Origin of the sequence: Marinimicrobium agarilyticum DSM 16975 (assembly GCF_000423345.1) — a bacterium.
Classification (GTDB): Bacteria; Pseudomonadota; Gammaproteobacteria; order Pseudomonadales; family Cellvibrionaceae; genus Marinimicrobium; species Marinimicrobium agarilyticum.
Window position 1 is genome coordinate 52,255 of record NZ_AUHU01000008.1, and the last position, 13,566, is coordinate 65,820.

Genomic DNA, 13,566 nt, shown 5'->3' on the forward strand with positions numbered 1-13,566 from the left:
GGTCGCCCAACAGGCTGTACGACCGACATTTACCCACTCGCTGTTTTGATTTTTCAAACCCATCAGGAGCATGACCATGAAAAAAACCATTGCCGCACTGACGCTCAGCAGCCTCGGCCTGGCCAGCGTTCCCGCGCTCGCCGCCGACTACGTGATCGACACCGAAGGCGCACACGCTTCCATTCACTTTGAAATCCAGCACCTGGGTTACAGCTGGCTTCTGGGTCGCTTCAACGATTTCGAAGGCACCTTCAGTTATGATCCCGAAGACGTCGCCGCCAGCAAGGTCAACGTCACCATCGACCCGGCCAGCGTCGACAGCAACCACGCCGAGCGCGACAAGCACCTGCGCGGCAGCGATTTCCTGCACGTGGAAAAATACCCCGAAGCGAGCTTTGTCAGCACCGGCATTACCAACATTGAAGACGGTGGCGAAGAGTTCGATATCGTCGGTAACCTGACCCTGCACGGCGTCACCAAGGAAATCACCATTGAGGCGGAAAAAGTCGGTGAAGGCAAAGATCCCTGGGGCGGCTACCGCGCCGGTTTTGAAGGCAGCACCGAAATCCGTTTGAAGGACTTCGGCATCGATTACAACCTGGGCCCCGCCTCGGAAGTGGTCGACCTGGAACTGCATGTGGAAGGTGTTCGCCAGTAAGCCCTCTCCCGAGTGTGCGGGCGCTTTTGTCAGCGCCCGCACCAGCTCTTCTCTTCAGCCCTCCCATTCCATGACTCCCCTCACAAAACCGCGCATCCACTACAGCGAAGCCAAGAATCACTCGCTCAACTGCAACAGCAGGGGGCTCTGCCAGAAAGCGGCCCATTACTTTTAACCGGGAACGAACCCGAACTGAACGACAGTGCCCTGGACGTACCGCTTCTGAAACAGAACCTTTCCAAGTTCGGGCACGGTTGGGTCGATGAACGCAATCTACGGGTCTTCCGCAGAGGCAGAGCCGCCGCCATCGACGCGATAAAGTTCGCTGGTGACCACTTGGTTACTCATTATCCGGACGGTATCGTGATCGGCGGCAGTGACTGCCCAAACAGCTACCCCCGTCTGGAAGTGCCCGATCAACAACACCGGCTCCTGTCGCTGGGCCCCTGCGATGGCTACGCGCCGGGTGAGGGCGCGGCCTTCATCGCGCTGACCGCCTCAGCTGAAAATGCAATGGTGCACAATGGGCAGGTAATACAGGTCCGGGCACCGGCATTAGGAGAGGAGGTTGGCCATTGGTTCAGCGACGAGCCCTACCGCGGCGAAGGGCTGGACCAGGCCATCAAAGGAGCTTTGGGCCCGGTCTCTGACGCTCAAATCGACGGCATTTACAGCAGCGCGAACGGTGAACGCTACTGGGCCAAGGAAATGGGTGTCGTGCAAATCCGCAACAACGACCGCTGGCAAAACAGTGTTCGCGTCGTTCACCCTGCAGAATACTATGGAGACCTGGGCTGCGCGACCGCTCCTGCCCTGATTGCTCTCGCAAGCCAAGAGCTTTTTTGGAGGGCAAATCACAAGCGATACCTTGTATACAGTTCCTCTGACGCCGGCCTTAGGGGCGCCGTGGTGCTGGAGAAGCAATCACTAAGTTGTTTGGATGAAGGAGACAGGGAATGACGGAAATTGGAGAAGGCGCCTTTGCGCCGCCACCGCCGGACAAACCAGAAATGGAAAGTGAAGAGGGTCAGCAGGAGCTCAAAGTCCGACTTTTACTGTTCTTTGACGGTACGCTTAATAATAGAACCAATGTCGAACAAAGGGAAAAATCCACTGACATATATGAAGAGCATGCTGGTAACGGCAGCTATGAAAATGACCGGTCCAACATTGCCATTCTTGAGGCCAATTTTGAGAAACAGGCACCAGGCTATGATGCGACTGTTTCGATTTACACGGAAGGACCAGGCACCGAGGATAGAGAGGCTGACTCTCGCTATGGATACGCACTTGGGAAGGGCGCAACCGGCATAAAAAACAAAGTGGAACGAGGAATCCGAACAGCAGTGCTCGACCTTCAGGATAACCTGTCAAATCGCTCCGGAAATTACGTTGTCAAAACCATTGATGTGGATTACTTTGGCTTTAGCCGAGGCGCTGCAGGCGCTCGATATTGCATTTATGCCTTAAACGACCAGGACGGCAATCCCCTAAAAGAGCAGCTTGAAAGCTGGAAAATACCCACAGAAACCATCACTAACAATTTTGTGGGACTATTCGATACAGTTTCTTCTTACGGCCTATCTTTTAGCAATGATGTAGGCACTCTTAAACTAGACGCCATTAGCCAAGCCAAGAAGGTGGTTCAGCTAGAGGCCTCAGAGGAATATAGGAAAAACTTTTCGTTAACCACAATCGAAAGCGCAGGTGCAAAAGGGAAACGAATTTGCCTTCCGGGAGCCCACTCTGATGTCGGAGGCGGCTATTTGCCAGGCCCCGAGGAACAGGTTGTTTTTGTTGGAATGCAAAGAGACCGAAATCAAGATTATCAGTGGCTTATTGAACAGGGTTGGTACCAACAAGAACAGATGACCCTGAACTACCCTAGAAACCCGGTAGGCTATAATATTCGAGTATACAGGGACAATGTGGGAAATCAGTTTTCCCGGATTCCTCTTAACATCATGGTTCATTATATGGAAAAAGAGTCTCTTTGTTTTCGGGCTAGAATGAATGACGCTCTAATACTTCCAGCAAGCGATGAAGAACTTCAAGCAATCAAGATCCGCATTATGGGACTGCTAGAATCCCCGGAAATTACGTCCCCTTCGACTTGGCAAAAGAACGATCCTCTTTTAAATGTCGTTCGCAATAAATATTTACACATGTCCGCACGGGAATCCTTCGGGATGGGTGCTCGTCGAAGAGACGGGATAAGAGTGAGACAGTACTATGAAGGTTAAACAGTTCGGAGCACTACTAATCGCTCTTCTGTCCCAAACATTTATTGGCTGCGAGGATTCTATGGAAAATTATGACTGGCTGGCCTCAGAGTCGGCCCCGAAGGGATACCCGATGGAAATTATTAACGGTACTTTTCTATATCCCGGGCAAGAAAACGGTCTCTATATTCCCAACCACAAGCTAATCTACGACGGTTGGGGAGAGCCCATCTCCACTCACGTGGTAGGCCCAGATGTTAAGCCGCTCCCTGACCGACTGGAAATCACTTTTTACTCTTTTACCGAGGATCAATTTTACCACGGTACGTTTGATCTTCCGTACAACCTTATTCGGCAGCGCTTCGCAGAGGGGTATGAGTCCAACATCAAAGATCAAGGGATATTAGACTTTCGCAAACTGGTCGTCGGAGTGGCGCCTGGGGGTCATGTAGCCGTCTGGATAAGGGGGGCAGGTAAGAGTGAAGAAGTCTTTTTTGGTCAGGCAAATCCGATCGAATACGATTGGGAGCTTTTTTGGAAGCAAAGCTTTGGGGATAACCACGCTCAGCCAAGAGATGAGTTCCGCCTTAGAATGATGGAAGGGTCTGATGCGCATAAAGCCATCGAACAGGCACAGAGCGATACCGTTCCATTCGACAAGTGGGCTCGACTCAGGAAACACTACCCCTGGGAACCACGATTCTTTCGTATGGCCGTGCCAGAGAAGCGGATCGGCATAGACTACGTAAATGGAGAGCTCTATTTTCTTGAGCCACCATTTAATGCAGAAGACTCCACCGATACCCGACCCATGCCCAAGCACCTGGCGTTTCACAGCAACAGCGCCTTATTCTTGATCCATTTCGACGAAGACGAGATGCTAGAGGCGTTCGAAGCCTTGGCGGACGGCGACAAGCGACTCTACCTGGACATTGCTCCGTATATACCCCGAACAAAGACCGAGATCAGGCTAAGAAATGAGGATGGCAACATCCGAAAGTTGGAAAAATTCTATGTGGAGGAGCTACGCAAGTACGATTCATGACAGTTGTAGCTTATCATTCGGAACGCTCCGCGCATTCCTGAACCTGCTCGCGAATGTCGTAGTAAGTGTGTTCGGTGATTTTATGTAGCCATTCACACCCAAGAAACCCCGATAGGGGCTCCATACTTTTAAACGTGGTGTCTTGGGACATACTTTTGAAAGATGTTTTCTCATTTAGTTTGCGCTTTATCCCCCTCAGCAGGGTTGGTCAGTGAGCTTTAAGCAGCAGGTGAGTTTTATCGACTCCAGAATATCCTTGTGCGAATGCGCCACGCCAGACGTATGGGACCGGGAGGATGCTCTCCTGCATATCGTCAGAAACAAGCACCTCCACATGTCGGCCAGATTCGGAGATATCGGTATGGAACCCAGAATCGTGGACGGCCGAAAGTCGAGAAAACGTTATGACGGCTAGTTGTTACAAACTCATTATTTACCTTTCAATATTGCTTACTTTGTCAGGCTGCGAGGAGACCATGGCAGAATACGAATGGATAGCGTCAGAAGCATCCCCTCTAAACTATCCAATGCAAATCATAAAAGGCACGTTCGTCTACCCGGACGGAGATAGTGGTCTTTATAATCCAGACAGCAAGCTACTCTATTACGGCTGGGGAAAACCCGTGTCCACCCACGTCGTCGGGCCGGAGAAGAAGCCCCTACCTGAAAATCTTTCGATCACTTTCTACTCGTTTACCGAAGATCAATTTTACCAAGGGGAATTTGACTTGCCCCGCAATCTCATTGTGAAAAGGTTCAATGAGGGATACACCGCAGCTGCTGAAGGCGCACCTCAATCCTCATTCCGAAAAATCGTCGCGGGTATAACGCCAGGAGGTCATGTGGCGGTTTGGCTTGTGGGTTCAGGGAAGCAAGAGGAGATTTTCTTTGGAAAGGCCCAGCCTATTGACTATGATTGGACTCAGTTCTGGGAGTCGACATTTCAAAGTCAGCACCCCGATCCTAGAGCACAGTTTCGAATGGAAACACTCTCCAGAGACCGGTTTTCAAAAGCACTTAGCGAGGCGCAGAATGGTGTTGTCCCCATCGACAAGTGGTCTCGCTTTCGTGAAGAATATCCTTGGGAACCCCGCTTCTATCGAATGCCCGAACCTCACTTGCCGGTTCACTTAAAGTACCTGAACGGTGAACGCTACCACCTACGGCCTCCCTACAACGTTGAACAACCTCGCGATGGCACCTTACCTATGCCACGGGAAATCAGCTTTAAGAGCGACGGCCACCTCTTTATCATTCACTTCGATGAAGACGAAATGCTGAAAGTATTCGAGTCTATGGCCGACGGCGAAAGGCGGCTGTACCTGGACATCGCACCCACCATCCCCAGAAGCGAAACCCAAATTCGCCTGCGAGATGAAGGCGACAATACCACCACGCTGGAAAAATTCACTGTGGAAGAATTCAACTGACAAGCGGTGAGCCACCGTCGGTCAGCGTGACGGATTACTCCGAACGCTCGGCGCGCTCCTGCACCTGCTCGCGAATGTCGTAGTACGTGTGTTCGGTAATTTTGTGGTAATCCTTCACATCAGCCAGAAAGCCCCGATAAGAATCCCACACTTTTTTGAACATGGGGTCCTGGCTGGCCTGCTCTTCAAAGAGGTCCCGTGAAATCTCGTACAGCCGTTGCAACACATCATCCGGCAGGCGACGGAGTTCGGTACCTTCTTTGCTGACCATGGATTTCAAGGCGGCGGGGTTGCGGGCGGTGTACTGATCGAGCATGTCCTGATTGGCGGAGCGGGCGGCGTGGGTCACGATGGCCTGCAGGTCTTCCGGCAGAGACTCATAGGCGGTTTTGTTGACAATCAGCTCCAGGGTGGAGCCCGGCTCCTGCCAGCCGGGGTAATAATAGTATTGGGCGATCTGGTCAAAACCAAAGGCCTGATCATTGGAGGGACCGACCCATTCGGCGGCGTCGATGACGCCAGTCTGTAACGAGGTATAAAGTTCACCGCCAGGGATATTGACGGAGCTGCCGCCCGCCCGATTGAAGACGTCACCGGCCAAGCCGGGGATGCGCATTTTCAGTCCCTTAAGGTCCTCAATGTTGTCGATTTCCTGGTTGAACCAGCCGGCCATCTGGATGCCGGTATTGCCACCGGGAAAGGGAATGATATTGAACGGTTCGTACACTTCCCGCCACAACTCCAGACCCCCACCGTGATGTAACCAGGCGTTCATTTCCTGGGCGTTCATACCAAAGGGAATGGTGGTAAAAAACTGCGCCGCGGGAGCTTTACCGCGCCAGTAGTAACTGCCACCGTGGCCCACTTCCGCGCTGCCGTCGGAGACGGCGTCGAACACCCCCATGGCGGGCACCAGTTCGTTGGCACCGTAAACGCGAATCGTAATTCGGCCTCCGCTCATCTGCTCGACAATGTCCGCAAAATGCTGCGCGGTGGTGCCCAACCCCGGAAAATCCTTGGGCCAGGTGGTCACCATGCGCCAGCGGTAGATGGTTTGCTCGCCAAGCGGACCCTGTTGTTGTGAGGGTGAGCTGTCGGCTCGCTCCATGACCAGCAGAGCGAAAACGCTCACCAGCGCCGCCACGAGCACCAGTATGATCAGCGGATAAATATTGAGACGAGATTCTTTTATTGTCATAAGCACGGCTGTTCTAAGCGATGTCAGGTAGAACCAAACAGTATGCCACCGATCCCGGAGGGTATAAACAAGACCGTTCTTGCTCACACCCCCGTGCCATGCGCGACTGCAGCGCTACATGGGGACCAGCTTGGCGTACTGCAGCACCAGCCACTTGCTGCCATCATCGTCAAAGTTGACCTGCACCCGGGCGGTCGCGCCCTGGCCCTCGAAGTGCAGGATCACACCTTCTCCAAACACGCCGTGGCTGACCCGCTGGCCCAGATGAAAGCCGGTTTCCTCACCGGAGTCGGTCAGACTGGCGTTACCACTGTGGCCGTAATTGCCACCCCCATACGTCATGGGCCGCGAGACCGAGGTTTTCAGTCGCACTTCCTGAATCAGCTCGGCGGGAATTTCGCGTACAAACCGGGACAGGGCATTAAAGGTCTCGCTGCCGTAGAGGCGGCGGGTTTCGGCGTAGCAGATGTACAACTTTTCCATGGCGCGAGTAATGCCCACGTAGCACAGGCGCCGCTCCTCTTCGAGCCGGTCCGGGTCCTCCATGGACATCTTGTGCGGGAAGAGGTTTTCCTCCACACCCGCCAGGAACACCAATGGAAATTCCAGGCCCTTGGCCGAATGCAACGTCATCAGTTGCACCGCGTCTTCAAATTCATCGGCCTGAGTTTCCCCGGCATCCAGTGCCGCGGTGTCCAGGAACTGCTGCAATACCGTCAGCTCGTCCTCTTCGGGCGCGTCGAAGAAGCGGCAGGCGTTAACCAGTTCCTGCAGGTTTTCCTCCCGGGCCTGGCCTTTCTCGCCTTTTTCCTTGCTGTGAAATTCCAGTAAGCCGGTTTCATCCAGCACCAACTGAGCCACTTCATCCAGGGGCTTTTCCGTGGCGTGGTCGGCGAGCGAATCCACCAATTGCATAAAGCTTTTCAGCGCGTTGTTGGCGCGGGCGGGCAGGGCGCCGTTGGCGACGATTTGGGCCGATGCCTGCCAGAGCGACAGGTTCTGCTCCCGGGCGCATTCGCGAATGGCGTCCACCGTTTTTCCGCCGATACCGCGGGTGGGCGTGTTGACCACCCGCTCAAAACCGGTGTCGTCGTCAGGATTGGCAATCAGGCGCATATAGGCCAGGGCATTTTTAATTTCCAGACGCTCGTAGAAACGCTGACCCCCGTAGATACGGTAGGCAATGCCCTCGCGCAGCAGCGCTTCTTCCAACACCCGGGACTGAGCATTGGAGCGGTAGAGAATGGCGCTGCTCGAGTAGGTGTTGCCCTGCTTAACCCACTCCTGAATTCGCTCAACGATGAAACGGGCTTCGTCCTGCTCATTAAAGCCGGCGTAGAGTGAGATGGGGTCGCCGTCAACACCCTCGGTCCAGAGCTCTTTGCCCAGGCGCCCGAAGTTATGGGAAATCACCGCGTTGGCCGCCCGCAGGATGGTGCCGGTGGAGCGGTAATTCTGCTCCAGGCGGATGGTGTGGGTGCCGGGGAAGTCATCGGTGAAGCGCTGAATGTTCTCGATTCGCGCGCCGCGCCAGCCGTAGATGGACTGGTCATCATCGCCCACGGCGGTCACCCGGGAGCTATCCCCCGCGAGTACGCGCAACCAGGCGTACTGAATGCTGTTGGTGTCCTGAAACTCATCCACCAGCACAAACGGAAAACGCCGCCGGTAGTGCTCAAGAATGTGAGGCTTGTGCAACCACAGCTCGTGAGCCCGCAGCAGCAGTTCGGCAAAGTCCACCAGACCGCTGCGCTGGCAGTCTTCTTCATAGGCGCGGTAAATCATCAGCATGGTGCGGATGAACGGGTCGCCGTTGTCGACAATGTGTTGGGGGCGCAGCCCTTCGTCTTTCTGGCCGTTGATAAACCACTGGGCCTGGCGGAAGGGCCATTTGGACTCATCCAGCTCAAGGCGCTGGTAGACCCGTTTGATCAGGCGCAGCTGATCGTCGCTGTCGAGAATCTGGAAGTTCTGGGGCAGCCCCGCGTCCTGCCAGTGCGCCTTGAGCAGGCGGTGGGCCAGGCCATGAAACGTCCCGACCCACATGCTGCGGGTGTTGACCGGCTGACCGGTGTCCGACAGCAACAGCTCCAGGCGGGCCCGCATTTCCCGGGCGGCCTTGTTGGTGAAGGTTACCGCCATGATGGAGTAGGGCGAGACCTGGGCCACCTGAATCAGCCAGGCAATCCGGTGCACCAGTACACGGGTTTTGCCGCTGCCGGCCCCGGCCAGAATCAACTGGTTACCGGGCTCGGCCGAAACGGCCTCGCGCTGGGCGTCGTTCAAGTCGTTGAGCAGGGCTGATACATCCATTGGCTGGTCGCGGCGTCAGTGAGTTTGGGGCGCGACAGTGTACTCCGTTTTGGCCCGGCTTTCAGGTCGCCCCGCTTTGTGGTATGTATGAACGTACAGCTTTTCGGCGGAGCCTGTCAAGGGAACGCCGAGACGACCACCTGGTTGCGACCACGGTCCTTCGCGCTATAGAGTGCCTCGTCCGCCGCTTTAAGCCAATCGTCAGCGCTGGCGCAGCGCGTGGCCAAGGGGGCCACTCCCAGGCTGACGGTAATGTTCAAGGGCGTCGCGACGCATTGCACCGGCTGCTGTTCGACCGCCGCCCGGATACGCTCGGCAAAACATTCCGCGCCAGCGACATTGGTCTCCGGCAGGATCACAGCGAACTCTTCGCCGCCGTAGCGCCCGGCGATATCCGGTTGGCGCAGGTTGAACTTGATCAGGCTGGTGATCTGGCGGATCACCTCATCGCCCGCCTGGTGGCCATGGGTGTCGTTGATTGGCTTGAAATGGTCGATATCCAGCATCACCAGAGCCGCTTCCGAGCCGTAGCGATAATGGCGCTCAAATTCAGTATGGAGAAAGGCCTCCCAGGTCGCCCGGTTGAACAGACCGGTCAGGCCGTCGGTCTGGCTCAGCCGCTTAAGCTGGGCGTTGGTGCGCTCGAGCTGGCGACGGTTACTGGCCATATCGGTCACGTCGTATACCAAGAGACAGACGGCATCAACCTCGCCACGCCGATCGGTCAGCGGGAAAAACGTAATGTTCTGAAACATGTAGGGCTCGGTGCCAGTGACCGGGCGACGATTGCGAAAGCGAAACAGGTAGGGGCGCTGCTCCCACACACTGAACGCTCGAACGCCCAACAGGCGCACGGTGTCGAGCTTGCGCTTGAGCCAATCCTCAGGCAGATCGTCGAACAGCCCGAACAGCGCCTCCCCCTGAGCTTCACCGGCGGCGATGCCGCTGTGATTTTCCATAAAGCCGTTCCAGGTCCGCACGCGGTTGTCGTTATCGAGCACCACAATGCCGACCTCGACGGTCTGCAGCAGCTCCATCAGCCAATGGACATCGCTGAGCGTAAACGGGACGTGATTCACGACGGGTTGTCCTCGGGGTCGGGCCGCAGGTAGTCCAGGGTTTCCTGCAGGCGGGGAATGGAGTCTTCGGTAAACAACAGCAGGAGGTTGCCGAGGATATCGCGTCCCTCGACCGCAAATGACACCTCAATGGTCAGCATCTGCTCCCAAAAGTGGCTGTTGTGATTGATCATGTCATCTATGGTGACGTGGGTGCCGAGCACCGCGGGTGGGGTGATCCGTGGGGAGAGGTGGAGCTGCTCACCCAAGCCCTTGAGGAAGGCCCCGGCGAGAATACCCGACAGATCCATCAACACTTCCAGATCCCGCTGGTCCGCGTCGTTCTCGGCATAGCCCAACAGGTCCGCCATATCATCGATGCTACTGTCACTGAACAGCAGTAGCGCCTCCCCGGCGAGTCCACCGCCAATGAAGCCCTGACAGACCCCGGACCATTTATGGTGGCTGCTGCCGGCACTGAGCGCCATGGTCAACTCACTCGCCGCCAGCATGCTGACCCGCGGCACCGCCAGTTCAACAAACACCCCCAACAGTCGCGCGAGCAGATCGCCAGCCTGACCCATGGCAATGTTGGACTGCTCCTGGAGGACGTCGTGCCAGGTGGTGTTGGGCAGGGACTCCTCTGTCTCAAGCAGTGTTTCGCTGTGCTCCGAAGGCGTATAGAGGCCGAACTCCCTTAGCACTCGATGCAGTGTCGCCGGCTCCGTGGGTTTGCGGATCATCGTCATGGCACCCAGATCGAGCACCCGTTGTTCCGCCTCAGGCTGAATATCCCCTGAGACCACGATAACCAGCGTGGGCAGATCCCGGGCACGAATCTCCTGCAATACTGAATACCCATCGAGCACCGGCATATTCAGATCGAGCAACAGAATATCGCCCCGCCCCTCGAGCAGATAACGCAGACACTCCTCGCCATCGCTGGCAAAGCTGACCCGCACATCCCAGTCGGGCGGCAGGCTGCGCAGCATTTGCTTGCGGGCGACCAGGGAGTCGTCACAGATTAACAACGGCGTCGTCATGGTTCGGTTCCGATGGTATCGAGGCTTTTCCCTCTCATGTTACAGATTCTTTATGGCTATTTGGCACTAAAATCATCATCTTGTGACTCAGTCGTGACGGCTTCTGGTGCTTGGGTCTCTGCCAGCAGAATCTCGAAGGCGCAGGGCCGGTGAATGCCATAACCCTGGGCGCCGTCTACCCCGATGCGGCGCAACCACTCCAGAGCCTCATCGGTCTCGACAAACTCGGCCACGGTATGTTTCCCCAGCGTCTGGCCAATCTCGTTAATGGCGCGAACCATGGCCCGGTCGGTTTCGTCTTCCACAATATCCCGCACAAACACGCCATCGATTTTGAGGCAGTGCACTGGCAACCGCCGCAGATAGCTGAACGAGGACAATCCCGTGCCGAAGTCATCCAGAGCAAACTGACACCCCAGATCCCCCAGTAATTCCATGAAATTCAGGGCTTCGGCCAGGTTGTTGACCGCCGCCGTTTCGGTGATTTCAAAACAGATTTTTTCCGGCGGAATATCAAATTCCCGAAGCGCGTCGATGACAAAAGGGCCGAAATCCACCTGGTCGAGGGACCCGCCCGAGAGGTTGATATGGCAGGACTGCAGCTCGGCCAGGTGAGCCGGATGCCGCGCCAGCTGCCGCATGACCTCTCGTACTACCCAACGGTCAATCTGGTGGACTGCGCCGAAGCGCTCGGCCGCCGGCAGAAAGACGCCCGGGGGCACCACTTCCCCGGTTTCGGTGCGCAGCCGGACCAACACCTCGTAGCACAGCGCCGATTCCCCCTCGCGGACCGGAACAATGCGCTGAGCCTCCAGGAACAGGCGGTCTTCAGCCAGGGCCGAGCGCACCCGGTGGATCCATTGCATCTGTCCCAACCGTTCACGCTGGGCTTCATCTTTGTCGCTGGACAGGTGCACGCGGTTGCGCCCATTTTCCTTGGCGATATAACAGGCGATGTCTACGCTTTTGAGCAGGTGTTCCACATCCGGCGTGTCAGGGCTGATAGGCACCAGGCCGATGCTGCAACTGATGCCGTAACTGTTTCCCTCCCAGGCAAAGGGTGTCTCATCCAGGGCAGCGCGCAGTTTCTCCGCCACCTGAACTGCCAGGCCCGGGTCGCAATGCTCGAATACGACCCCGAACTCATCACCGCCCAGTCGCGCGAGCATATCGCCCTCACGCAGGCATTGGCGGAAGATCGTCACTACCTGCTGCAGCAAGCGGTCGCCGGCGAAGTGCCCGGAGGTGTCGTTGATGACCTTGAACTGATCCAGATCGATAAAGGCCAGCGTGTGATTGGAGCCTTCGGTTCGGGCGCGGTCCAAGGTCGCTAAGAGACGATGCTCAAAGGCGCGGCGATTGAACAATCCGGTCAGAGCGTCGTGGGTGGCCTGGTGACTCAACTCCAGGGAAAGCCGCCGGGATTCGGAAATGTCCTCGAGAATCACCACAAATTCCCGGCCCTGGCCCACAGAGGCAGTGACCCGCCCCCAAATCGTATTGCCATTGACGCAGTTGAAGCGCAAATCCAGGGTATAAGAGGAGCGCTCACGTCGGTGCAGCTGATCCCGAAACTCATCGCCCTTGGCCACATCGTCCGGATGAATCAGCTCCCGGTACAGCCCTCCCACCAGTTGCTCCCGAGGCAACCCGAGTATCTGGCCAAAAGCGGGGTTGGAATCACGGATGATGCCGTTTCGATCCAATTGGGCAATGCCCACCGCCGCCTGCTCGAAAATGGCGCGAAAGCGGCTTTCGGAGCGACGCAGCACTCGCAGAATCCAGGCGCTCAAAAGAGCGACGAGGATGATCACCACTACCAGGAAAACTACGCTGACGGTGGACAGAAACCAGGTAACCCACCGGGACGCCTCCACCATGGCAGCTCGAAAGCGCTCGCTTTGGTCGTTCAGTTGTCGGTTCAGTGCCGAGAGTTCCTCGCGCCGGGCTTGTAACGCCCGAGGCTCCTCGGCCTGAGCCATCTGCTCTGTAAGCGATTGCAGCCGCAATATGGGTTCATCCGACGCTTCCCAGGCGGCGGCCGCCTTGCGCAATGGGCCCCAGCCGGAAAAATGACGATACAGCCAGACCATACCAGCCACATCCTCAGGGTGATTCTCACCCCGAATCATGGCGGCTTTGGCCTCTTCGACCCGAATGGGGGAGGCCTCCATCGCCAAGCGTGCCTTTCGATCAGCCAACGGGATGGCCAACCACTCGCGCGCCCTGACCAGGTCGCTCGGGTCGCCGGTCAGGGAATAGCGGTCGAGATAGTAGACGGTGGCCAACTGACCCCGGGACCAGATGCTCTGGCCACTGACATAAGCGGCGGTGGCGAACTGGATTTTCGCCGCGGTGTGGGAAAACCCTACGGCCGTCGCGACCAATACCAGCAATCCGGCGATGGGTGCCAACAACTCAAGACGCCAACGGGTTTCTGGAGTGTTAAACGAGGTCGACGACACAAACGACTCCTGACGAAGTGCGAATAAATACCGGCCCTATCCCTGAAAATTTAATAGGCCGACCTTAGTCAGTTAAGCAGTAAAACGGGGCGAGTGCCACGGGATTTGTCGTCAAAATTAACAATGCCGCCCGA

Annotated in this window: 10 protein-coding genes; 5 read left to right on the forward strand and 5 right to left on the reverse strand. The window is 56.4% G+C overall.

The genetic code is table 11. The features are described 5' to 3' along the window. Positions 1-76: 76 nt before the first annotated feature. The 5 genes from G547_RS0109915 to G547_RS0109940 all read left to right on the forward strand — a co-directional run bounded on the left by G547_RS0109915 (position 77) and on the right by G547_RS0109940 (position 5,355). Positions 77-658: a YceI family protein gene (locus G547_RS0109915; protein ID WP_027329725.1), complete on the forward strand. Its 582-nt coding sequence runs from the start codon at positions 77-79 to the stop codon at positions 656-658. A 336-nt stretch (positions 659-994) separates the two neighbouring features. Continuing rightward, a complete protein-coding gene (locus G547_RS0109920; RefSeq protein ID WP_157209831.1) occupies positions 995-1,618 on the forward strand; it encodes a hypothetical protein in 624 nt (207 codons plus the stop codon). Then, a complete protein-coding gene (locus G547_RS0109925; protein WP_027329727.1) occupies positions 1,615-2,901 on the forward strand; it encodes a phospholipase effector Tle1 domain-containing protein in 1,287 nt (428 codons plus the stop codon). The genes G547_RS0109920 and G547_RS0109925 overlap by 4 nt, the downstream gene beginning before the upstream one ends. After that, positions 2,891-3,925, forward strand: a complete 1,035-nt coding sequence (locus G547_RS0109930; protein ID WP_027329728.1) for a DUF2931 family protein — start codon at positions 2,891-2,893, stop codon at positions 3,923-3,925. Before G547_RS0109925 ends, G547_RS0109930 begins: the two co-directional genes overlap by 11 nt. Before the next feature lie 476 nt (positions 3,926-4,401). Then, a complete protein-coding gene (locus G547_RS0109940) occupies positions 4,402-5,355 on the forward strand; it encodes a DUF2931 family protein (RefSeq protein WP_245573454.1) in 954 nt (317 codons plus the stop codon). A 34-nt stretch (positions 5,356-5,389) separates the two neighbouring features. On the opposite strand, the gene G547_RS0109945 is transcribed toward G547_RS0109940, so the two are convergent. From G547_RS0109945 to G547_RS20890, 5 genes are all read right to left on the reverse strand, one after another. Beyond that, positions 5,390-6,553 (reverse strand): TRAP transporter substrate-binding protein, encoded by a 1,164-nt coding sequence (locus tag G547_RS0109945; protein WP_036187989.1) that lies wholly within the window; start codon positions 6,551-6,553, stop codon positions 5,390-5,392. A gap of 114 nt (positions 6,554-6,667) precedes the next feature. After that, positions 6,668-8,866 carry a DNA helicase II gene (gene uvrD / locus G547_RS0109950; RefSeq protein WP_027329731.1) on the reverse strand — a complete coding sequence of 733 codons (2,199 nt, stop codon included), beginning with the start codon at positions 8,864-8,866 and terminating at the stop codon, positions 6,668-6,670. A 116-nt stretch (positions 8,867-8,982) separates the two neighbouring features. Further along, a complete protein-coding gene (locus tag G547_RS0109955) occupies positions 8,983-9,945 on the reverse strand; it encodes a GGDEF domain-containing protein (protein WP_027329732.1) in 963 nt (320 codons plus the stop codon). Then, positions 9,942-10,967: a response regulator gene (locus tag G547_RS23995; protein WP_027329733.1), complete on the reverse strand. Its 1,026-nt coding sequence runs from the start codon at positions 10,965-10,967 to the stop codon at positions 9,942-9,944. Before G547_RS23995 ends, G547_RS0109955 begins: the two co-directional genes overlap by 4 nt. A 56-nt stretch (positions 10,968-11,023) precedes the next feature. After that, the gene (locus G547_RS20890; protein ID WP_051235200.1) at positions 11,024-13,432 is read right to left on the reverse strand and encodes a putative bifunctional diguanylate cyclase/phosphodiesterase; all 2,409 of its coding nucleotides are present in this window, start codon (positions 13,430-13,432) and stop codon (positions 11,024-11,026) included. Between the last annotated feature and the right edge of the window lie 134 nt (positions 13,433-13,566).